Origin of the sequence: Vibrio sagamiensis NBRC 104589 (assembly GCF_007990935.1) — a bacterium.
GTDB lineage: Bacteria > Pseudomonadota > Gammaproteobacteria > Enterobacterales > Vibrionaceae > Vibrio > Vibrio sagamiensis.
This window is the reverse complement of record NZ_BJXJ01000003.1, coordinates 113,681-136,737: the sequence shown is the minus strand read 5'-3', so window position 1 is coordinate 136,737 and position 23,057 is coordinate 113,681. Positions and strand designations below refer to the sequence as shown.

At 41.9% G+C, this 23,057-nt stretch carries 17 protein-coding genes and 1 pseudogene; 10 read left to right on the top strand and 8 right to left on the bottom strand.

What is annotated here, in order from left to right; genetic code table 11:
* Positions 1-87: 87 nt before the first annotated feature.
* The 5 genes from rlmA to VSA01S_RS02735 all read left to right on the top strand — a co-directional run bounded on the left by rlmA (position 88) and on the right by VSA01S_RS02735 (position 6,495).
* Positions 88-933 carry a 23S rRNA (guanine(745)-N(1))-methyltransferase gene (gene rlmA, locus VSA01S_RS02755; RefSeq protein ID WP_039980589.1) on the top strand — a complete coding sequence of 282 codons (846 nt, stop codon included), beginning with the start codon at positions 88-90 and terminating at the stop codon, positions 931-933.
* 193 nt (positions 934-1,126) lie between these two features.
* The gene (locus tag VSA01S_RS02750; RefSeq protein ID WP_039980590.1) at positions 1,127-2,074 is read left to right on the top strand and encodes a ChaN family lipoprotein; all 948 of its coding nucleotides are present in this window, start codon (positions 1,127-1,129) and stop codon (positions 2,072-2,074) included.
* Positions 2,075-2,305: 231 nt separating this feature from the next.
* On the top strand, positions 2,306-2,710 hold the full coding sequence (locus VSA01S_RS02745; protein WP_039980591.1) for a hypothetical protein: 405 nt from the start codon (positions 2,306-2,308) through the stop codon (positions 2,708-2,710).
* A gap of 108 nt (positions 2,711-2,818) precedes the next feature.
* Positions 2,819-4,717 (top strand): BCCT family transporter, encoded by a 1,899-nt coding sequence (locus tag VSA01S_RS02740; protein ID WP_039980592.1) that lies wholly within the window; start codon positions 2,819-2,821, stop codon positions 4,715-4,717.
* 200 nt (positions 4,718-4,917) lie between these two features.
* Positions 4,918-6,495, top strand: a complete 1,578-nt coding sequence (locus tag VSA01S_RS02735) for an alkaline phosphatase (RefSeq protein ID WP_039980594.1) — start codon at positions 4,918-4,920, stop codon at positions 6,493-6,495.
* Positions 6,496-6,592: 97 nt separating this feature from the next.
* Here VSA01S_RS02735 and VSA01S_RS02730 read toward each other — a convergent pair whose 3' ends face one another.
* From VSA01S_RS02730 to ebgR, 4 genes are all read right to left on the bottom strand, one after another.
* On the bottom strand, positions 6,593-8,029 hold the full coding sequence (locus VSA01S_RS02730) for an amino acid permease (protein ID WP_039980595.1): 1,437 nt from the start codon (positions 8,027-8,029) through the stop codon (positions 6,593-6,595).
* Positions 8,030-8,140: 111 nt separating this feature from the next.
* Positions 8,141-8,593, bottom strand: a complete 453-nt coding sequence (locus tag VSA01S_RS02725) for a beta-galactosidase subunit beta (protein ID WP_039980596.1) — start codon at positions 8,591-8,593, stop codon at positions 8,141-8,143.
* Between the two features lie 3 nt (positions 8,594-8,596).
* Positions 8,597-11,689, bottom strand: coding sequence for a beta-galactosidase subunit alpha (gene ebgA, locus VSA01S_RS02720; RefSeq protein WP_039980597.1), 3,093 nt, complete (start codon positions 11,687-11,689; stop codon positions 8,597-8,599).
* 291 nt (positions 11,690-11,980) lie between these two features.
* Positions 11,981-12,964 (bottom strand): transcriptional regulator EbgR, encoded by a 984-nt coding sequence (gene ebgR, locus VSA01S_RS02715; RefSeq protein WP_039980598.1) that lies wholly within the window; start codon positions 12,962-12,964, stop codon positions 11,981-11,983.
* A gap of 349 nt (positions 12,965-13,313) precedes the next feature.
* On the opposite strand from ebgR, the gene galE reads away from it, so the two are divergent.
* From galE to galM, 4 genes are all read left to right on the top strand, one after another.
* Complete coding sequence (galE, locus tag VSA01S_RS02710; RefSeq protein WP_039980599.1) at positions 13,314-14,324, top strand: UDP-glucose 4-epimerase GalE; 1,011 nt, start codon at positions 13,314-13,316, stop codon at positions 14,322-14,324.
* A gap of 17 nt (positions 14,325-14,341) precedes the next feature.
* Entirely contained in the window at positions 14,342-15,397 is a 1,056-nt protein-coding gene (locus VSA01S_RS02705) for a UDP-glucose--hexose-1-phosphate uridylyltransferase (protein WP_039980600.1), read from the top strand.
* 71 nt (positions 15,398-15,468) lie between these two features.
* A complete protein-coding gene (galK, locus tag VSA01S_RS02700; protein WP_039980601.1) occupies positions 15,469-16,623 on the top strand; it encodes a galactokinase in 1,155 nt (384 codons plus the stop codon).
* Positions 16,624-16,663: 40 nt separating this feature from the next.
* Entirely contained in the window at positions 16,664-17,725 is a 1,062-nt protein-coding gene (galM, locus tag VSA01S_RS02695) for a galactose-1-epimerase (RefSeq protein ID WP_039980602.1), read from the top strand.
* A 75-nt stretch (positions 17,726-17,800) separates the two neighbouring features.
* Here the strand turns inward: galM and VSA01S_RS02690 are convergent, their stop codons facing one another.
* The 3 genes and pseudogenes from VSA01S_RS02690 to VSA01S_RS02680 all read right to left on the bottom strand — a co-directional run.
* Positions 17,801-18,814: a substrate-binding domain-containing protein gene (locus tag VSA01S_RS02690; protein ID WP_039980603.1), complete on the bottom strand. Its 1,014-nt coding sequence runs from the start codon at positions 18,812-18,814 to the stop codon at positions 17,801-17,803.
* Between the two features lie 139 nt (positions 18,815-18,953).
* Positions 18,954-19,286 carry a tRNA-binding protein gene (locus tag VSA01S_RS02685; protein ID WP_039980604.1) on the bottom strand — a complete coding sequence of 111 codons (333 nt, stop codon included), beginning with the start codon at positions 19,284-19,286 and terminating at the stop codon, positions 18,954-18,956.
* Positions 19,287-19,506: 220 nt separating this feature from the next.
* Positions 19,507-20,027: pseudogene (locus tag VSA01S_RS02680) on the bottom strand (amino acid permease); the annotation flags it as partial.
* A gap of 240 nt (positions 20,028-20,267) precedes the next feature.
* On the opposite strand from VSA01S_RS02680, the gene VSA01S_RS02675 reads away from it, so the two are divergent.
* Positions 20,268-21,167, top strand: coding sequence for a LysO family transporter (locus VSA01S_RS02675; protein WP_039980605.1), 900 nt, complete (start codon positions 20,268-20,270; stop codon positions 21,165-21,167).
* 125 nt (positions 21,168-21,292) lie between these two features.
* On the opposite strand, the gene VSA01S_RS02670 is transcribed toward VSA01S_RS02675, so the two are convergent.
* Positions 21,293-22,891 (bottom strand): mechanosensitive ion channel domain-containing protein, encoded by a 1,599-nt coding sequence (locus VSA01S_RS02670; protein WP_371860742.1) that lies wholly within the window; start codon positions 22,889-22,891, stop codon positions 21,293-21,295.
* Between the last annotated feature and the right edge of the window lie 166 nt (positions 22,892-23,057).

The window sequence follows — 23,057 nt, the reverse complement described above, 5'->3', positions numbered from 1 at the left end:
ATGAGCCGCCAATGACGGCTCATGATGTTCCGCAACGCGACTCTTTTTGATAGAATTTGCAACCCAACTCCCCTCCTAGAGATTGCAATGAATTATCAATGCCCTTTATGTCATCAGGCTCTTGAACTGACCGATAAAACATTCAAATGTGCAAGCAACCATCAATTCGACCTTGCCAAAGAAGGCTATGTGAATTTGATGCCCGCTCATCACAAACGCTCAAAAGATCCCGGTGACAATAAAGACATGATGCAAGCTCGTCGTCGATTCCTTGAGGGCAATTACTATGATCCTATGCGCCAAAAAGTGGCACAGCTATGCGCTCACTACACTCAAGGAGTACAGCCTCAACTATTAGATATCGGTTGTGGTGAAGGCTATTACACCGAACAAATTCAACAATCGCTGGTCGCAAAAAATGATCAAGCCATTGTTTACGGCTTAGACATCTCTAAAGTGGCAATTCGTTACGCTGCTAAACGTTACCCTAATTGTGCATTCAGTGTGGCTTCCAGTCACCGCTTACCATTTGCTGAGGGTTCATTGGATAGCATTCTTCGTATTTATGCGCCATGCAAAGCACAAGAGTTACAGCGTGTGGTGAAAGAAGATGGTGTTGTGATTACAGTAACCCCTGCAGGGCGTCATCTTTATCAACTTCGTGAGCACATTTATCAAAGTGTCCGCCTGCATAATGAAGAGCCAGAAATCATCGACGGTTTTACCTTAGAGCATCAAGAAAAGCTCAACTACACGATGGAACTGAAAGATGGTGCCGCTTTTGACTTACTTCAAATGACACCATTTGCTTGGAAAGCCAATGATGAATTACGCAATCAGCTGAAAAGTTGTGCAGCCTTTTCATGTGAAGCCGATTTTATGCTGCGTGTTTATCGAAAAAATAAGCAATTGATGCGCTCACTCGCACCTTAGTGAAACTAATTCTCATTTACATTGATTCAACTTTTCCATTTCGGTATTCTTTGTCCCAAATGACTTCAGGACATATACCCAAGTAACCCCAAGATGCTGCATTCAGCGAGATGATCTTGGGGTCACTTGGGTATATAACTCTCAATCCTATGTCCTGAAGTCAGCGGTTAGAAAAGTAAGTTTGGAGGTTGTAATGCGCGTGTTATTCATTGGCCTACTTGTGATGGGTTCACTCACTGGCTGCCTATCTTCTCGACCATTGAGCCATAGTATTGCACCAAACCAAGTGACTACTTTTTATGATTACCAGCTCTATACACCCACTGGTGAAGCTGTTTCTCTCCAAACTTTACCCACAGAATTGAAGCAAGCTGACGTCATACTTATCGGCGAATGGCACACACATTCAGGCATACATCGATTTCAAACCGAGCTTTTAAACCAGGTTTCTAGTACCCAACGTCAAGTTGCACTTTCAATGGAGCAATTCAGTCGTGACACACAGACGTCCCTCAACCACTATCTCGATAACAAAATCGGAGAGCAGTTTTTAAAGCAACAAACTCGCACATGGCCAAATTACGAAAGTGATTATCGTCCACTTATCGAACTGGCCAAACATAAGCAAATCCCTGTGATTGCATCTAATGCACCAAAAGATATTGTTCGCTGCATTGGGCGTGAAGGTATTGATTATCTTGATAAACTCAATAAAGAAGAACGTCAATGGGTCGCAGAAACTATTAATACCCAGAATCGTCCATATAAAGACAAGTTTATGTCTTCAATGCACCACGGCCAATCAGAGCAAACCGAACGTCAATACTCAGCACAAATCACTTGGGATGAAACTATGGCGGAGTCCATAACCCAATATCTTACTCAATTCCCTGACTCACAAGTGGTACATATTGCGGGTAACTTTCATGTAGAAAAAGGGCTTGGGATAAAACAATCGATTCTGGATCGAAACCCTGCTCTTAATATCATTGTAATTTCTCCTACTGAGGATATCTCCAACCAATATTCAGACTATCAATTACATGTATTACCCACACCGATTCGATATCAGCAAAAAAATCATCAACTTGCAGCATTTAAACAGCTTTCACATCGAAATAAGTCTCTAATATGTAAGTAATTGTGAACAACTTCTCAATAATTTATAAGAAGTGAAAATGTTTATTGCTTAAGGTCCTAGTTGCATGTGTAATTCATTAGATATGTTACTAAAGCTACCGACATGATTTGATGTTTTTTTGCTCAAGTACTGTCTAAGTATGTCGATATATAAATAACGGCTTTGCTATCGATCTATTAAAAGCATAGTACTCATATCTAGATGAAAAGCTTTTGAATCAAGGAATCACCGATGAAACTTGTAGGGACAACATCCAATCAAACTTACAGTACAATAAAAAATAGCGAAAATAGCGTACCGAGTTCAGAAAAAAAACGCCCTCAATCATCTTTAATTCAACCGACCAATACTAAAGTGGACACGAATCAATCACCGATAAAAGTAAAGCAAAATCAGATTACTCTATCGACAGAAGGTAAAGCGCTGCTTAACGCATTACAACAAATAGAGCATGAAGATAAAACACGTAAAAATGAAGATAAATCTGTCGGAGACCAAGTGGAGTCCTTCACTCATGGGGCTTTAGGTATTGATCACCCTGATAAAATTGAACAAGTAGAAGATGATTCTTATTCAGCAGGTCAGTACACCTCAGCCGCTCTGAGTCTCGGAGGTATTTTGCTTGCTATTATTTAAACTCTAATTTCAAATCGGAGTTTCTTTCGTGACGACAATGAACTGCATTTGAACGACTGTTTAGCTCATGCCAATAATAGAATAACTTCTATTAATGGATGATGAACTGTGAAAAATGCATTTTCTCTCATAGACAAACCCACATTTTTTGGCGCTATCGCGCTACTTCTTTCTATTGTCTTTCCTCTAATATTATTCCCCGCTGAAGGCGCGGAATGGATTGCTGTCGCAAAGACATTTATGACTGATAAGTTGGGTTTTTTATACTTATCTCTTGGCCTTGCCGCCTTTGTATTTATGATTTACGTCATTTTTAGTGATATGGGACAAATCAAACTCGGTGAAGCAGATGAAAAGCCAGAGTTCGCAACTTCTTCTTGGGCTGCGATGCTATTTTGTGGTGGTATTGGTGCAAGTATTCTTTATTGGGGCTGTATTGAATGGGCTTATTACTACCAATCACCACCTTTCCAACTAGAGCCTGGTAGTGAAGAGGCTGTGCGTTGGGCTGCAACCTATGGCTTATTTCATTGGGGACCTATAGCTTGGTCAATTTACCTTATACCTGCTTTACCTATTGCTTATTTCTTTTATGTGCGTAAGCAGCCTGTTCTAAAAGTATCCAGTGCACTAATGCCAGTACTTGGTGAAGAACGAAGTAAAGGAAAAACAGGTAAAGTCGTTGATGTACTATTTATATTTGGCTTACTGGGTGGCGCTGCAACCAGCCTCGGTCTCGCCGCTCCGCTGATCGGTGAAGGCTTGAACTATTTATTTGGCTTACCTAAAAACACTTTCAGCCAAATCTTAGTCCTACTGGTTTGTACCGCTATTTTTGCTTATTCTTCTTATGCAGGCATGGAGAAAGGCATTAAAGTACTGAGTAATATCAACTTTTGGGGTGCGATGGGTCTGTTAGCTTTTGTGTTAGCGGTTGGACCAACCATTTTTATGCTAGAAACAGGGTTAGACTCAATTGGTCGTATGTTGTCTAACTTCTTTGTCATGGCAACTTGGGCGGAACCATTTGGTGGTTACGGTACATTTGACAATACGCACTTCCCGCAAGATTGGACCATCTTCTACTGGGCGTGGTGGTTAGTATTCGCACCAAGTATGGGCTTATTCGTTGCACGTATCTCTCGTGGACGTACGATTAAACAAATGGTTGCGGGCTCTATCTTCTTTGGTTCACTTGGCTGCTTCTTATTCTTCATGATCCTAGGTAACTATGGCTTATCACTGCAGCTCTCTGGTGACTTAGATGTTGTCGGCATATTAAATTCAGAAGGTGCAACCGCCGCTATTTTTGCCATGCTTGATGCATTACCAATGAGTTACCTTGTCATTGCTGTGTTTACGATTCTGTGTATTATTTTCACAGCAACGACCTTTGACTCGATCTCTTACATCTTGGCTTCTGTGGTACAAAATAATGTAACAGAAGAGCCTATGCGCTGGAACCGAATGTTCTGGGCATTTACTTTATCTTTCCTACCAACGGTACTGTTGTTTATGGGTGGATTAAGTACATTGCAAACCGCAGCCATTGTTGGGGGATTACCACTTCTGGTTATCTGTATTATGTTGATGGTTTCAGCTGTTCGTGCAGCAACACTCGACCTTCGTCATCAAGAAGATTACGTTGAACCAACGATTAATATTGAAGAATTACCAGAGTTTGATCCATGGTCAACAGAAGGAATGGCAATGGCGAAGTTTGAAAAAGCACGAGATTCCGCTCAAGAGGCTGCAGAAGAAGAACGTGAAGCCTTAGCTGAATTGATGAAACTTCGTAAGCGAATCCGTGCTTTTGCACTGGAACATTGCGATGATCAAAACTTTGCCGATCACCACTTACCACAAGAAATGCAAGACGAGTTACAAGCCTTGCTTGATAATGTCATGAAAGCAAAAGAGAAAAAACTTGAGCTTTCACAAGCAGCACAGCAAGCCAGAGTGGAGTTTAATCAAATCGTGACTCAAACTCCTGTTTTAGCGGTATAACTTAATTCCATTGCTTACTCGATAATTTAAGCTGGCTCACAATCTGGAACCTCCAGAAAGTGAGCCAGCTTTTGTGTTTTCGTATATCAACACATTTCACTAAACACTCAAAATATCCCGCTAGAAAGTAAATTGTCTCATCATTGTCATATATTTCTGCTTTACTGCAAAAGGTTATAACATTTAGGACAAGACAAGAAATGAAAAAATTGGTCACACCATTGGTTACCGCGGTAGTCACATCAACCCTTTCCTTCACCACACTTTCAGCGGAAATAAAAAATGTTATTCTTATGATCGGTGACGGTATGGGGCCACAACAAGTTGGTTTGCTAGAAATGTACGCCCAACATGCTCCGAACTCTATATATCAGGGCAAACCAACGGCAATTAATACGCTGGCTCAAGATGGTGTCATTGGTTCTTCGATGACAAACCCTGAAGATATGATTGTGGTTGATTCAGCCTGCTCAGCAACTATGTTAGCCACTGGTATTCCAACCGCATCTGAAGTAATAGGTATCGACAGCCAAGGCAATCATATCGAGACTATCGTAGAGAAAGCCAAAGCAGCCAATAAAGCCACTGGCTTAGTGTCTGATACCCGTATGACACATGCGACCCCTGCTGCTTTTGCCGCACATCAGCCACATCGCTCTCTTGAAAATAATATTGCCGTAGATATGCTCAACACGGGAGTGGATGTCTTGCTTTCTGGGGGGTTACGCCATTGGATTCCACAATCAACCAATGATAAAGGTAGCACTTACCAAGAGTTAGCTCAGTTAACTCATGGTGATGTTTACCTAACATCCAAACGTAAAGATGAACGAAACTTGCTCAAAGAAGCAGAGCAACAAGGTTATGATCTGGCATTCAATCGAACCATGCTCACGTCTTCTCAAGGAAATAAACTATTGGGCTTATTTGCCAATTCAGGCATGGCCGATGGTATTACATACAGCCAAAGTAAAAATGATCCTTCACGTACACAGCCTTCACTTGCTGAAATGACCGAGAAAGCGCTCAATGTACTGTCTCAAAATAAAAATGGCTTCTTCTTGATGGTTGAAGGCGGCCAGATCGATTGGGCTGGACACAGTAACGATGCTGGTACCATGTTGCATGAATTACTCAAGTTTGATGAAGCCGTCAACACTGTGTATCAATGGGCAAAAAATCGTGAGGATACACTGGTTATTGTTACTGCCGACCATGAAACAGGTTCTTTTGGATTTAGCTACTCCTCTTCAGAAATTCCTAAACCTGAGAAAAGAAGTGGTGAAGCATTTGAAAAGCGAGATTTCGCACCAAACTTCAACTTTGGTAAATTCGATATACTTGATGGCTTATATCACCAAAAACAAAGTTACTATGGCATGATCAGTGAGTTTCAAGCCCTTGATGTAAAAGAGCAGACACCGGAGAAATTCGCAGAAATTGTTAATAAAAATAGTGATTTTAGCATCACACCTGAGCAAGCCAAGCACGTACTAGCCAGTAAACCGAATCCTTATCGATTGGCCAGTCACAAGTACTTAGGTAAAGAGACCGTCCCTGCTATCAATGATTTTGATGCCTTTTATCCGTATAATGATCGCGGTAATCTTTTAGCTCGTGAGCAAGCAACAAAACAAAATATTGTCTGGGGGACAGGCACACATACCCATACGCCTGTCAATGTCTTTGCTTGGGGGCCTGCTGAAGTCATTTTACCTTTGTCCAGAATTCAGCACCATTCAAAATTGGGTGAGTATTTAAAGCAGCAAATTCACTAACGCTGTTTTATTTCTAGATCAAAGCCTATACCCAAGTAACCTCAAGATGCTTGGGTATATATTGAGCGGCTTTTCCTTTTAACCCTCAGATAAGCAATCAGTTTTGAGCTGCTGCTGTTTGCTGCTTCTCATCAGACTTAGTCATACTTTGCTGTTTCTTCTCAAAACGAGAAATCCACCACCACGCAAGACCAGAGAATACCGCCGTCATAAAGACGTTAATAAAGAACGCACGCACTAAATCGACACCCGGAGGGAACGCAGATGCCGTCATACTCACCACGAAAATTACGATAAGAATAGATACCACACCCATACCCACTTTTTGCGAGCCCATACGAAAATCACGTGGGGTATCATCATGCTTCCAGCGGAAAACGAAGTAAGCGATCATGATAAGGATTGGCGGTAACATTGCCGTACCTGCAGTTAAGTTAATAGCAGTGTTCATCATCTGTTGTACTGACTCAGAGCCAAAACCGTTAACCACTAACATCACAAATACAAACACAAACTGCCACCATGCTGCACGTACTGGCACACCATGCTCGTTTAGCTCTGTGGTTTTCTCACCGTAAACACCTTTAGGAATTTCAGAGAAGTGGATTTTCACAGGCGCTGCCGTCCACATCATCATTGAGCCAAACATGGCAATGAATAGCACGATACCGACAAAACGACCGACTAACGCTTCCGAGATATTAAAGTAGTTACCCATACCCGTGAAGATCTCAACCATACCGCCAGCATAGGTTAAATCTTCACGTGCCACGAAGACGTTCACAAGTAGAGAGCCAAGGGCGTACATACCACCGATCACGATGCCCGCAACAATGATCACTTTAATAAATGACTTATGACCGCCTTTAACATCATTAAGGTATGCCGCAGCCGTTTCAGCACCACCAGCTGCTTGGAATATCCAACACATGATGCCTAATGTCGCCCAGTTAATGGTTGGCTTCATCGCTTCTAATGTGATCGGTTGTGCTGGCTGATGATCGCTACCCAGCGCAAGCAGTGCACCGACTACATAAATAGCAAACAGTGAGAACACACCATACGCTACCACTTCAGTGATCTTACCTAACCATGATGCGCCTTTGGTTGAAATATGGGTGGCTGCAGCAAATAACACAATCGAAATTACTGATGTTACGATTGGTGAGAAGCTGTACTCATACCCCATCATGGCGTATGAAGCATAAGCGATCACGTTTGGCAGTAATGAAATAAAGAAAAATAGATTAACGAACCAGTACAGGAATGAGCCCATGTACGCCATCTTGGTACCTAAAGGCTGCTTTAGCCAATCGTACATGCCTGATTCTGAGTTTTTATTCGCCGATACAAATTCAGCGATAATGAAGACAAAAGGAATGAAATAGATCATGGTTGCCAATAAAAAGATTGGCGCAGAGCTTAGTCCTAATTCAATATTGTTGTTAACGATATTACGAACGTTGAATACCGCTGCGAATGTCATCGACAATAAGGCAAATTTGCCTATCGTACCTCGTGTTGCTTCCGTCATGTTTACCCCAAAAAAAACAAACTATTCATGAGACTCGTTGCCAATCACATGAATATGAATATCAAAATTTCAGGCTCATACTGTGAGCCTGATTGTTACGCTTACTTGGAACTATTTATTCAAGAAGTAGCCATCTTCGATGGTCACTTTTAGCACCACTTTTCTCACCGGGTTTTCACCTAAGAAACGGTACGCTTTGTCGTTTTCAAAGATCGCAATTTGCCCTTCTGATAACGCAATGACTTCACCACTGCCCACCAAGGTTTCACGGTCTGTTTCATCTTGGTAAGCTACTTCTGTGGTTAATTGTGCTTTCTCCGCCACTTCCACTTGCTCAATGCCTTCAAGGTAGTAATGCACATCAAAGTAACGACGGTTGCCAGTAAACATACCATTGGTTGGCGTCACACCGTTTTGCACCATGTACACCAGTGAATCACCAATCGAATGCATCACACCTTCTTGGATGTTTTCAATATTTTCAATGGCTTCTACACAACGGTTCCATTTACGTCCATTGCGGTACACCAATTTAAATTGCGCTAAGCTATCTAATACGATCATGGATTATGCCTTATTCGTTTGTGGATCCATTGTTGTGAAAAATGCTGAGTCAAAGTCGTAATTTGCCAACACTTGTGGTCGGCAATCGCTAGCAGTGAATGGTAGAATCGTTAAACCGTAACGGAAGCTATCCATGTAAACGCGGTATGAATCGAGCACTTCACTACCCCAAGAGTTAGAGCCTAAGCCCATCACTTGGTGATCTAGGTTTAGAGTGATGTAACCACTCTTCTCAAGCTCATGGGTATGCTGTGCTTGGTGAAGGTTTTGGTTAGTGTAGAACCATGCACTGAAGTTAATCTCTTGCTGTGGTTTTACTAATACACCTGTGCCATGTTTATCAGCCAATGCAGCCCAACGAACATGTTGGCGGTTACCGTTATTTTGTGGGAACGGGTAGTTTTCAAACATGTCAGCAACTGTGGTGCTGTAAACATCAATCATGTTAGCTTGACGGCTATCTTGGTAGTTTTCTTCAGGACCACGACCGTAGTATTGCACCTGATCAAACTCGCCATTAATGCCCAAATCCAAACCAATCACTGGAATCACATGTGGGTAATCACCGTAACGCTCACCACTTAATTCCACATTTAACTGACCTTGCGCATTGACTTGGTAGCGGTAATGACAACGCATACCAAAATCAAACACTGGCGGTGAAATAATGCTAGTGACAATGATTTCACACTGACCATCGATCATTTCCACATTAAGGCTACGGAAGTGCTCTTGCATGATTTGTAGGTGAGCAGGATGCCATAGACCTTCATATTCTTGCTTGTGGTTATCGATCATTGGTTTGAAGAAGTTCAGCTTAGGCGAAGATTGAATCAGCTCTTTGCCATCAACTAACCATGATGTTAACTTACCGTCCACTTTCGAGAAGTTAAGTTCAAAGTTGTAACCTTTCACTACATAATCTAAGCGTGTTTCTTCAATCGCTAATTCAGTCGCATTGTGATTAACAAAGCTTTCCAACTGTGCGGTATTCGCTTTTAGCTCGAACTGGTAAACCGCAATATCATGGTTTGCTGCACTGTAGCGAGTGCGAGAATCTTTACGCACAGTGAAGTTGACAAAGACTTCACGTTCATCAAGCTCAGGCCACGCTAAGGTGATCATCTGCTCTGAGTTTTCAGCCAGATCCGTTAGTTTGATCTGCTCAACCAACAAGGTTTCACCTTCAGCACGCACTTCTGCGGTAATGGTGTAATCATCAATGTTCGAGAACCACAATTTGTTCTCAACAATGAATTGACCTTGTTTTGCATCCACTTCACGGATTTTTACTGGCGCAATCACTTGCTTATATTCTTTCAAGCCAGGACCCGGTGTTTGATCTGGGTAAATCAAACCATCCATACAGAAGTTGTAGTTGTTCGGATAATCGTTGTAATCACCGCCGTATTTGTAGAATTCAGTGCCGTGTTCATCACGAGCTAGAATGCCGTGATCACACCATTCCCATACGTAGTGACCTTGAATATGATCGTGCTTGTAGAACACGTTTTGGTATTCCGTTAAACCACCAGGGCCATTACCCATTGCGTGGGCGTATTCACAGATAATGCGAGGTTTCGCATGTGGGAATTCACCAAAGTGATTCATCAATTGCGCGCGTGAGTACATCGTAGAGATCACATCCACCACTTCAGCATCACGATCTTCTTCATAATGCACTAAACGAGTATCATCAATCGCTTTAGTTGCCGCATACATAGCACGAATGTTACAGCCATAGCCTGATTCGTTACCCATTGACCACATGATGATTGACGGATGGTTTTTCTGAGCGTGAACATGACGAACAGCACGATCAACAAACACCGTTTCCCATTCAGCGTCATCGGTAATACGGCTTAAATCGCCGACATTGGCAAAACCGTGTGTTTCCACATCGGTTTCCGCCATCACAAACAGACCGTAAATATCACACAACTCGTAGAAACGAGGATCATTTGGATAGTGAGCCGTACGTACAGAGTTGATGTTGTGCTGCTTCATTAGCACTAAATCTTTCTCGACACGATCCATACCCAACGCACGACCTTTAAGATGATCGTTATCGTGGCGGTTCACACCGTGTAGCATCACGTATTTGTTGTTGATGTAGAACAGACCATCACGTATTTTAATGTCACGGAAACCAACACGCTGCGGGATCACTTCCAATACATTGCCTTGACTGTCTTTTAGCGTCAGCAATAGCTGGTAAAGGTATGGATTCTCAGCGTTCCATTGCACAGGAGCTATCACATCAATGGTAAACTGCGCTTTAGCACTATCAGCAACATAAAGATCAGCCACCGCACCTTCAGCGATAGGTGTTGTGCCATCCATTAACTGGTATTCCACCAAGGCAGTTTGTTCGCTTGCCGTTAAGTTTTCTAACTCAACATCACAGCTTAATGTGGCGCTTTGGTATGCACTATCAAAGTCAGTACGTACCGTAAAATCACGTACATGTAACAGCTCTTTACCCACAAGGTAAACATCACGGAAAATACCCGCTGTCCACCACATGTCCTGATCTTCAATGTAAGTGGAATCCGCCCACTGCATCACACGAACAGACAGTAAGTTATTGTCTTGCTGAACAAATGCGCTGATATCAAATTCTGCGGTTAAACGGCTACCTTTACTAAACCCAACGTATTGACCATTCACATACACTTCAAAGTAAGTTTCAACACCGTCAAACTTGATAATGGTTTGTTTGTCGTTCCAATCCGCACCTAATGTAAATGTGCGTTGGTAAGCGCCAGTTGGGTTATCAGATGGTACAAACGGCACATCGATTGGGAATGGGAAACCTTCATCTGTGTATTGAAGATCGCCATGACCTTCCATCTGCCACATGTTAGGAACGGTGATTTGTCCCCACTGTGTCATTGGCTGGCTGTAAAATTCTTCTGGTACTAATAATGGATTTGAAAAGTATTCGAATTGCCACTGACCACTAAGTTGCATGAAACGGCTACTTAGTTCACGTTGAAAAGTCGCTGCTTGTTTAACTGAATCGTATGAGAAGAAATAAGCACGCGGTGCCATGCGATTCTCATGCAGATGTTGGAAGTTTTCCCAGTTGTTCACTTTATGCCTCCCGGCTCAAACCGACGTTTTTTAAACTGTGTTCAATCGTAATAATGACGATGAATCTGCCGGAAGGGATTTTAGTAAAACTTTTACTAAAGAGAATAAGTGAAAACGTTTTACATTAAGAGAATCACATTTTAAGAGAGGATTTAAACCAAGCTTGTGATCGGCTTAAAAGAAGAAATAGAAGTTAAAATAAAAGAAAGAAATAATGTAGATAACGCAACACTTTTCACAGAAAATAAAAAGGCACTGCCAAAACAGTGCCTTATAAATACTTCATTGATGCTATTTCGTTGTGCCACGCAGCTTTAGCTTACTTGATACATAGACTTGTAGAGGGAGAACTCGCCCATCTCGCTCCTTTTCGACTAGTAAATTCACTCCTTGAATGCCCATTACTTCAGCGTGAATACGCACGGTAGAAAGCGGGGGAAAGGTAAACTTAGCAGTCGGTATATCATTGACACTGATCAGCGCAATATCTTCTGGGATAGACAACCCTTGCTCATGGATTGCGCGTAGCACACCAATAGCAATAGAATCAGAAGCAATAAATAGAGCACTTGGGTAATCGCCATTAGCAAACATCTGCTTAGCTAGCTCATAACCAGAAGCACTAGAAAAATCACCGCGATAAATGTCTTTATTATTTACTACACCTTTTAACTGGCCGTATTCAGAAAAAGCAATTTCACGAATATCAGCGGTATTTGCCTGATCCTGTCCGCCAATAAAACCAATACCTGGGTAGCCTTGCTCAATAAAGAAATCGACAATTTGTTTACTGAGCCTTTCAAGGTCAATATCCACGCTGTCGTAACGTTCTGAATTATCTGAAAAATCTACAAAGCAGATATTATCTGTTTTCTTTGCTAACTCTTTCAATAGCTTATCTGAGCATCGTCCAACAATCAGTATCCCTGAAATCGTTGCATCATAGGCATCAAACTTACCGTCATAACAGTTGATCAAATCTATATCGAGCTTATCGCATTGGGTCTCAATCCCATGGCGAATAGAAAGATAATATGGATCATTCACTTCCGCTTCTTGCTTATGGCTATAAAGTGCCACAAAGCAATGCTGTTGTTTTTTCTCAACCACAGCTTTTTTTGAACTGCTGGTTTTGTATTCGAGTTTTTCAGCAATCTCAAAAATGCGTTGTTTAGTCTCTTCTTTTACGCTTAATGATGGATCGTCGTTGAGCACACGCGATACCGTTGCAAGAGAAACCCCTGCTTCAATAGCTATGTCTTTTAGTGTCGCCATACTTACTTTGCTTCCCGTCAACTTAGCTCACTATCCGAGTGAGATAAGTTGAAAATAACACTTTTTATTACGGTTTTATATTGTGTCTGAAGATTTTAGTAAAAATTGTTACATTACGCTGGAATTTAATAAAGTTTATCAAAAATCACACATAGCTCAATTATTCAGATAGTTATATATATTCATTCTATTTTTCTCTGCCCGCATTTCACAAACCAAATGTAAACGTTTACAAACTGATGAGTCAGTCACAGATCGTTAGTTCACTTCATTGGTAGACTTTTTTACAGAAGGTCGAGATACGCAATACGCGGATCTCCTCTCCCCAAATTAAGCAGAGGCGAAAATAGTGGAAGTTTTAGTCACCGGCGGCATGGGATACATCGGCAGCCACACATGCGTACAAATGATCCAAGCAGGGATCACTCCTGTCATTATCGATAACTTATCCAATGCCAAAATCGGTGTATTGGCACGTATCGAAGCATTAACGGGCTTAATGCCAGTGTTTCACCAAGGTAACGTCCAAGATGAAGTGTTTCTCGATAGCGTCTTTGCCAAACACGATATTAAAGCGGTGATCCACTTTGCTGGCTTAAAGGCTGTGGGGGAGTCGGTCGAAAAACCACTGGAATACTACGACAACAATGTTAATGGCTCTTTAGTGTTGGCTCGCGCGATGCGAAAAGCTGGCGTGAAAAGCATTGTCTTTAGCTCATCAGCGACCGTATATGGCGATCCTGAAATGGTACCCATCACCGAAGACTCACCAACAGGAGCAACCACCAACCCTTATGGTCGTAGCAAATACATGGTGGAAGAGTGCTTTAAGGATCTGTTCCATGCTGAAAACGATTGGAGCATTACCCTACTACGTTACTTCAACCCAGTAGGCGCGCACTCTTCCGGCACTATGGGTGAAGATCCACAAGGGATCCCTAATAACTTAATGCCATTTATTGCTCAAGTGGCGATTGGTCGCCGTGATCGGTTATCTATTTTTGGCAACGATTACCCAACCCCAGATGGCACAGGTGTTCGCGACTACATTCACGTCATGGATCTGGCAGATGGTCACATCGCAGCACTCAATGTTCTTCGTGAAAAAGCAGGATTACATATCTACAACCTCGGCACAGGTACAGGCTCTAGCGTATTAGAAATGGTCGACGCATTTGCTAAAGCATGTGGCAATCAAGTGCCTTACATCATTTGCCCTCGTCGTGCTGGTGATATTGCAGAGTGTTGGGCAAGCACAGACAAAGCTGAACGTGATCTCCTTTGGAAAGCGACGCGCAGTGTAAAAGAGATGACAGTCGATACCTGGAACTGGCAATCAAACAATCCTAACGGTTATTAATTAAGAGAGTAAAACACATGTCTGCAGTTGAATTTAACCCTGTTGATCATCCACATCGCCGTTATAACCCACTGACGGGTCAATGGATTTTAGTCTCGCCACACCGTGCTAAACGTCCTTGGAGTGGTCAAGATGAAAAGCCATCAACCGAGCAACTACCAAGCTATGACGAGCAGTGTCTCCTTTGCCCAACGAACGAGCGTATTTCTGGCGATAAAAACCCTGATTACCAAGGCACGTATGTGTTTAGTAATGATTTTGCAGCGTTAATGATGGATTCACCAGAAGCGCCAAAATCGACTAATCCGCTATTTAAAACCCAAGGGGTTCGTGGTTTAAGCCGTGTGATCTGTTTTTCTCCCGATCACAGCAAAACCTTACCTGAACTACCCGTTGAAAAAATTCGCGGCGTGATTGATACCTGGAACGATCAAATTGAAGAACTAGGTAAAGATTACATTTGGGTACAAGCTTTTGAGAACAAAGGCGAAACCATGGGCTGCTCACAACCGCATCCACATGGTCAAATTTGGGCTAATAGCTTTTTACCGAATGAAATCGAACGTAAAGAACACAACCTAAAGGTGTACTACCAAGAAAATGGTCGCAACCTATTGGTCGATTACGTTGAAGCTGAGCTAAAAGACGGTTCGCGCATTGTGGTTGAAACCGAACATTGGGTGGCGCTAGTGCCTTATTGGGCTGCATGGCCATTCGAAACCATGCTTCTACCAAAAACGCATATCCGCCGTATGAATGAACTCACCGATGCGCTACGTGACGATTTAGCAGTAGCGATTAAAAAGCTGACAAGCCGTTACGACAATCTATTCCAATGCTCTTTCCCTTACTCAATGGGCTGGCATTACGCACCTTTTTTTGAGCAAGGCACTGACATTGACCATTGGCAATTACATGCGCTGTTTTATCCGCCATTACTACGTAGTGCGTCTGTGCGTAAATTCATGGTCGGCTATGAAATGCTAGCCGAGAGCCAACGTGATTTAACCGCCGAGCAAGCAGCACAACGCCTACGTGATCTCAGTGATGTTCACTACAAAGAACAACAATAAGTTATTGCTTAATTACATTGTGCCGCTGATATAACAGCGGCATGAGTTACCCTATTTTGTGAGAGTTTTTTATGTCAGATCTAATTTCAAACGTTAAACACGCCTTCACCACAGTATTAGGCTACCAACCAAGCCACCTTATTCAAGCACCGGGTCGTGTAAACCTGATTGGCGAGCATACCGACTACAACGATGGCTTCGTTTTACCTTGTGCTATTAACTACCAAACTGTTGTTGCTGCTGCACCTCGTACTGACAATATCATCCGTGTGGTATCGGTTGATTATGACAACGCTACCGATGAGTTTGATCTCACCCAACCTATCGAATTCCAACAAGATAAGATGTGGGCAAACTACATTCGTGGCGTAGTGAAATGTTTATTTGAACGTGGTTTTACTTTTACAGGTGCTGATATCGCAGTAACAGGTAACGTTCCGCAAGGTGCAGGATTAAGCTCATCTGCAGCGCTGGAAGTGGTGATTGGTCAAACCTTTAAGGTGCTTTATAACCTTGAGATCAGCCAAGCAGAAATCGCCTTAAATGGTCAGCAAGCTGAAAACCAATTCGTGGGCTGTAACTGCGGCATCATGGATCAAATGATCTCTGCCGAAGGTCGTGAAAATCATGCGATGTTATTAGATTGCCGTAGCCTAGAAACCCAAGCGGTATCCATGCCTGCAGACATGGCAGTTGTGATCATCAACTCCAATAAAAAACGTGGCTTAATAGATAGCGAATACAATACCCGTCGTCAGCAATGTGAAGAGGCTGCACGTATCTTTGGCGTCAAAGCACTGCGTGATGTCACCATTGAGCAATTTAATGCTAATGCGCATGAGTTAGATGAATTAGTAGCAAAACGTGCTCGCCATGTGATCACTGAAAACGATCGTACCATTGAAGCAGCGACAGCTCTACGTAATCATGATATGAAGCGTATGGGTGAGCTAATGGCACAATCTCATGCTTCTATGCGCGATGATTTTGAAATCACGGTATTTGAAGTCGATACCCTTGTTGAAATCGTTAAAGACGTGATTGGTGAGCAAGGCGGTGTACGTATGACAGGCGGCGGCTTTGGTGGCTGTATTGTCGCACTCGTCCCACCAACATTAGTGGATGATGTAAAAGCAGCCGTTGAAGCGAAATACCAAGCTGCAACAGGGCTAAAAGAGTCTATTTACGTCTGCCAAGCTAAAGATGGCGCAGGCAAAATTGCTTAATTCATTCAGTCACTAACCAATAAACAGGTAAGGAGCACCAATGCAAAGCCCACTCATGCACGCTATGACTCAGCAGCTCGCCTACGATGGCAAGCCAGCTAATGTCATTGAACTCACCAATAGCCATGGAATGCGTATCGTGCTGATGGACATTGGTGCTACTTGGTTAAGTTGTTGCCTTCCCCTTAGCAGCAGCGAACAACGAGAAGTGTTATTAGGCGTCGATAACCTTGCTGATTTTTATGCCCAACAAAGCTACATGGGTGTAACTGTTGGTCGATATGCTAACCGCATTGCCAATGGTCGCTTCAGTATTGATGGTCAAGCATACCAAGTATCAACCAATCAACATGGTAATTGCCTTCACGGTGGTGAAAATGGCTTTAACCAACGTCGCTGGCAAATCGTAGCGCAAAGCCAAGATAGCGTTTTATTTAGTTTAGTCTCTGAAGATGGTGATCAGGGCTTTCCTGGTACTCTAAATGTTGCGGTGCGTTATACCTTAACCGATAACAATGAAGTGACCATTCACTACCTTGCTGATACCGATAAAACCACACCCGTTAATTTAACTAATCACGGTTACTTTAATCTACAAGGGGCGAGCTGGGACGGTGATAATCGCTCACATACAGTACGTATTAATGCTGACTATTATTTGCCGACCAATAGCCTTGGTATACCACTCGACAAGCCACAACCTGTTGAAAATACCAGCTTTGATTTCCGAACAAGTAAAACACTAAGTAAGGACTTACTAGCTGAGGAACAACAGCAGCAAGCTAAAGGTTACGATCATAGCTTTGTGCTAAACCCAACAAGAAAGCCTGATGAGATTATTGCTGAAGTAATTTCCCCTGATAGCAAAGTCACCATGACAGTAAAAACCAATAAACCAGCAGTGCAACTATATGGCGGAAATTGGTTAGCGGGTACTCCTGCTTGTGATGGCAAGCAATATCAAGATTACGCAGGGCTGGCGTTAGAAACCCAGTTTTTACCAGATTCACCTAACCACCCAGAATGGGAACAGGTTAGTTGTTTGCTGAAGCCTAATGAACAATATAATTATTTCACAACATATACGTTTGATTATAAATAAGATACATCAAGTGTATATTTCGCATCCATCAAACAACAAAGCCGACATCATGTCGGCTTTGTTATATCAATCTGTTCAGTACTGCTCAGAGGCTAAGCGCTCAACTGAGCCTCGACGCACTAAAGTTGGAGAAAAACGCATCTCTTCAGTATCAACCACCTGCTCCTCTGACAAGGCTAATGCAAGATTAGCGGCCTTTTCTGCCATCATCTGAATTGGGTAACGAACCGTTGTTAACCCTGGAGTGGTATAGCGGGCAATTAAGCCGTCATCAAAACCCACCAGCGACATCTTCTGCGGTGATTGAATACCATTTTCTTGTAACACTGCTAATGCGCCAGCTGCCATATAATCGTTGTAAGCCACCAACGCTGTCATCGGTAATGATTTGGTGATCAGATTTATCATCGCCGTTTCGCCACCATCACTATCTGGAGTCGCTTTTTCAATATAGCTTGCTGATAAACTAATATTATTATCCGCTAACGCATCCAAATAGCCTTGTACACGTTCATTGGCATCTTCAATATCATGGTTAGAGGCAATACACGCAATATGACGATGACCGTGACGGATCAAATATTCGGTCGCTAAATACGCACCTTTATGGTTATCAAGCGAGATACAGCGCTCAGCAATAGCAGGGATATGACGGTTAATGATCACTAAACCTTTCACTTCGTTAGCATAGTTAATCAGCTCTTCGTCAGTCAGTGCTTTAGCGTGGATCACTAACGCATCACAACGACTATTGATCAAATGTTCAATGGCACGTCGTTCATCGTCAGCATTGTGATAACCGTTACCGATCAAAATATGCTTACCATGTTGATGAGCGACAACATCGACAGCTTTAACCAAAGTACCAAAGAAAGGATCAGATACGTCCCCCACTAATACACCTATGGTATCGGTATTTTGTCGTACTAACGCTTTAGCGGCCGCATTGGGGCGATAACCTAACTGTTTCATTGCGTTAGTCACCGCTTCAATAGACTGTTTACTTGCTTTTGGTGACTTATTGATCACCCGCGAGACAGTGGCAATCGACACCCCAGCTTCACGAGCGACATCCTTGATGGTTGCCATAATTGCTCTCTTTTTTTAACTGCGCTCATTTAACCGTGTGAACCGTTACAACGCAATGAATTTCCAAGCATTTGTGGTATTTCCATTTACAAATGGGGCTACAGGCTGTCAACGTATATCTTCTGTAGCCACTCAAGCATTAAACAATCTTCACACCTGCAGGCATTAAACATTCAGGTGTTAACAGTACGCTTTCTGATTCATCGTCTGTTTCAGCACAAAGCAGCATACACTCTGAGGTTTCACCACGCATTTTCGCTTTTGCTAAATTACATAGCACCACCACTTGTTTGCCCATTAGCTCCTCTTCTGTGTAGTAAGGCACTAGACTAGTCACGGTTTGTAGCGTTTTCTCACCGACATCAATTTGTGCGATGTAAAGCTTATCAGCATTGCTATGACGTACCACTTCAATGATCTTACCGACACGAATATCTAATTTCGCGAAATCACCGTATGAAACTGTTTCCATTTGCTTTTCTCTTATCTAACAGATTAGTAATTAATAGAAACAGTGTAATGAAAACGCTTACACAAACAATCAAATATGCTGCTATTACATTGCTTGATCACACTTTATTTTTTGGCTTTGTGACATTAGAAAGACTTTATTATTCTAAAAATAACCTAAAACAAAACAGCCACTGACAAACATCAGTGGCTGTTATTAAAGCTTATTATTGCTGGTTATTTTACGCTTGCTGTACTGCCGCTTTCGCTTCTAATTGACGCTCATCAGCTGTTAATGATTTTTCATACTTACTGTATTTCCACCATGCATAGCCAAGGAAAATCACAATACCACCCACGTTGTAGAAGATAATCGTCATGATATCTGCACCAGTTGGAAAGGTTGATGCTAAGAAGCCCACTGTGAAGATAGCAATAAGTACTGACACCATCGCAATACCTGTAATGCGTGAGCCAAACTTAAAGTCGCGCTCAAGGTGATCTAATTTCAAGCGTAGGTTTAGGTAAGCTAGCATGATAAACAGCGGTGGTAGCATTGAAGCAGCTGCTGTCATGTTGATCACAGTACTCATCAGATCTTGAACTGTGTCAGAACCAAGCATAGGCACGATAAGTAGTGGAATCACGATGAAGAACTGCCACCATGCTGCACGTACTGGCACACCATGCTCGTTTAGCCTGTGGTTTTCTCACCGTAAACACCTTTAGGAATTTCAGAGAAATGGATTTTCACAGGTGCAGCAAATAACACAATCGAAATTACCGACATTACGATTAGTGTGAAACTGTATTTATATCCTATCATCACATTTGATTGCTTGTTTAATTAAAAAATGGCTTAATATTGCACCCGTAATTTAGAAAAAGTACTATTAAGCTTTTATAATCTTTAACGATCTTCTGGTGCTTATTTACTCATATAAGTTATTGATAACACGCTTCGATCCCTTTTCTACACGATAGTCCATTAACTAGGAATACTATGTTTTCAGGATTTTTACTGATCTTTTTACCGCTTGTGATTGGTTACCTCATACCCGTTCATAGTAAGAAGATCCTCAACTTTATTAATATTCAAACCAGTCGTTTGGTTCTGCTTATTCTTGCGCTTATGGGGATAAGCCTTGCTGGGCTGGACAATCTAAGCCAAAACTTAAATCAGATTGTGCTTTATACATTGACCTTTTTTGGTTGTATCAGTGTGTGCAATTTAATCGTGTTACCTATAATCGATCATTTATGGCCTACAATATCAGCACACAAACATCACAAATTACCCATCCTACATATGATGGTGGAATCATTAAAGCTCGTATTCGTTGTCGCTGGTGGCTTAGCACTTGGCCTAGCGCTAAACATCGACTTATCTTGGGTTTCCAAAGTAAGTGAAATCATCTTATTAGTGTTGCTGCTTTTTATTGGTATTCAGCTACGTAACAGCGGTATGACATTAAAACAAATTGTGTTGAACAGAAAAGGGGCCACCATTGCACTAGTAGTGATAGGGAGTTCATTTTGTGGTGGTATTATTGCTGCATTACTGCTCGACTTGCCCATCAACCACGGTTTAGCCATGGCGTCAGGATTTGGCTGGTACTCACTAGCTGGTATATTGATTGGTGATAACCTAGGCAATGTATTAGGTGGTGCGGCACTACTTAACGAGTTACTACGTGAAATCTTAGCTTTGATATTAATACCTCTATTAATTCAACGCTATCCTAATACTGTAATTGGGTATGCTGGAGCAACAGCAATGGACTTTACCCTGCCCGTAATCCAAAGTTGCGGCGGTATTCGCTGTGTTCCTATTGCCATTGTTAGCGGGTTCATTTTAAGCCTATTAGTACCAGTACTTATCCTCTTTTTTGTCTCTCTTTAGCGACCAATAAGTACATAGGACACATCATATTCTGAAAGTCCTTATAAGCGTAATCGAATTTATTCGCCCGTATAAATGCTGATCGAGGCCGTTTAATTATGATTGAACGGCCTTTGATTGACTAATTATACCTGTGTCTTTTCCACCATATGCAAGTGAACGTCTTGCTGAGGGAATGGTATTGATATACCTTCACGATCAAAGCGCAACTTCACTTCTTTGGTCACATCCCAATAAACATCCCAGTAATCATCCGTTTTCACCCAAGGGCGAACAATAAAATCAACAGAGGAAGTATTCAGCGTATGAACTTTAATATTAGGTTCTGGTGTACGCAGTACCGATGGGTGAGAAGTTACAATATCATTCAATACTTGTTCAGCTTTTAGTAAGTCGTCTGCATAGCCAATACCAAAAACCATATCAACCCGACGAATACGTTCATGAGTCACATTCTTTATTACATCTCCCCAGATTTTACCATTGGGTAAGATAATAATTTGATTATCAAACGTTCGGATCGTTGTATTAACTAAACTCATATGACTTACTTTACCATCAACACCACCAGCGTAGACAAAATCACCGACATCGAATGGACGATAAATAAGTAGCATCATCCCTGCAGCAAAGTTAGACAAGGTATCTTGTAAAGCAAAACCAATAATAACACCTGCAATACCAAAACCAGTCAGGATCGGTGCTAGATTTAAACCAATCTGGGATAAACCTACCATGATACCAATAACCCAAACGGCTTTTCCCGACATCGAGACAAAAAAGTCTTGCATCAAGTGTGACATTTTCAAGTTCTTAGATGCCACTGCCTTATTGACCACTTTACTGGTTAACTTAGCAAGTGACTTCGCAATTACCAAAATAAAGAAGAAGACAAACAGTTGAAAAATATGTTGAGGTGCATTTTCCGCTAACCATTCAATAGCCGAATTTGACCAGTGACTCAAGATTGACAGAATAACTTTAGTGTTCAGTAAATCGTGCGTGATACTACCCGTTACTTCAAATACTTGACGTTTATACTCAGAGGTTTCTATACCAACCTTATCACCAAGAGTAATTAAATTACGCAGACTTTCTGTTGAGATATCAAGCCGTTGTTTAAGAATAAGCTGATTGAGTTGCAATGAGGCTTTCTCTGACTCCGGGCTTGAAGAAACCTGTGAATCAATAATATCGCGCTGCTGATTCAAATATTCAATACTGGCAGAGAGCAGACGCATACGTTGATGTAAACGTTCTTTAAAACTCTCCATTGCCTCTTTGTCTTCAACATCCAGCGTCTTCAACCAATGTAAGTTCTGCCAACTGGCTTCATAACTGACATCTAAATATTGTTGTAATTCACGATAGCTATTTAAGAGAGTCAGTTTTTCTTCTGGTTTAGCTGTATTAATCTCTTCATTCAGCGCTTTTATCTTATCATTAAGGTAAGACATAGAGCCATCCGAATACTGTTCTTGAGTTTTAACTAGCGCGATCAGCTCTTCGTGAGGAATGGTCTTATGATTAATTGCACTCGCAATACGGTTACTCAGTTCTTCATTTTTTTGAAAAAGCTGTAACTGTAAGGCATCTCGTTCTTCACCACTTACTTGCTGCAAGCTTTGCGACAAATCAGCAATAACATTTTTTAGTTTAACAATTGCTTGCTCCGCCGGCGACATTTCAGCAGATTGTGTACCCTCGGTTGCACTCGCAGACATAGAGCCTACTGAAAAAAGAACAACACAACACAGAGCAATTGATTGCACTGAACGCATTTTAAACCATGATAATATCGTCATCTTTACCTCGAAGGAGACAATCCTTACTCGTAATAAACCAAAGTACTAGAAATATATAAATATTATATTCTGTAAAGTGAAGCCA

Excerpts from the sequence above, each read along its gene's own strand:
- VSA01S_RS02705 (WP_039980600.1), top strand. The coding sequence starts at position 14,342 with ATGTCTGCAGTTGAATTTAACCCTGTTGATCATCCACATCGCCGTTAT.
- ebgR (WP_039980598.1), bottom strand. The coding sequence starts at position 12,964 with ATGGCGACACTAAAAGACATAGCTATTGAAGCAGGGGTTTCTCTTGCA.
- VSA01S_RS02670 (WP_371860742.1), bottom strand. The coding sequence starts at position 22,891 with ATGTCTGCGAGTGCAACCGAGGGTACACAATCTGCTGAAATGTCGCCG.
- VSA01S_RS02730 (WP_039980595.1), bottom strand. The coding sequence starts at position 8,029 with ATGACGGAAGCAACACGAGGTACGATAGGCAAATTTGCCTTATTGTCG.
- VSA01S_RS02750 (WP_039980590.1), top strand. The coding sequence starts at position 1,127 with ATGCGCGTGTTATTCATTGGCCTACTTGTGATGGGTTCACTCACTGGC.
- rlmA (WP_039980589.1), top strand. The coding sequence starts at position 88 with ATGAATTATCAATGCCCTTTATGTCATCAGGCTCTTGAACTGACCGAT.
- galM (WP_039980602.1), top strand. The coding sequence starts at position 16,664 with ATGCAAAGCCCACTCATGCACGCTATGACTCAGCAGCTCGCCTACGAT.
- galK (WP_039980601.1), top strand. The coding sequence starts at position 15,469 with ATGTCAGATCTAATTTCAAACGTTAAACACGCCTTCACCACAGTATTA.
- VSA01S_RS02725 (WP_039980596.1), bottom strand. The coding sequence starts at position 8,593 with ATGATCGTATTAGATAGCTTAGCGCAATTTAAATTGGTGTACCGCAAT.
- VSA01S_RS02685 (WP_039980604.1), bottom strand. The coding sequence starts at position 19,286 with ATGGAAACAGTTTCATACGGTGATTTCGCGAAATTAGATATTCGTGTC.
- VSA01S_RS02675 (WP_039980605.1), top strand. The coding sequence starts at position 20,268 with ATGTTTTCAGGATTTTTACTGATCTTTTTACCGCTTGTGATTGGTTAC.
- VSA01S_RS02735 (WP_039980594.1), top strand. The coding sequence starts at position 4,918 with ATGAAAAAATTGGTCACACCATTGGTTACCGCGGTAGTCACATCAACC.
- VSA01S_RS02690 (WP_039980603.1), bottom strand. The coding sequence starts at position 18,814 with ATGGCAACCATCAAGGATGTCGCTCGTGAAGCTGGGGTGTCGATTGCC.
- VSA01S_RS02745 (WP_039980591.1), top strand. The coding sequence starts at position 2,306 with ATGAAACTTGTAGGGACAACATCCAATCAAACTTACAGTACAATAAAA.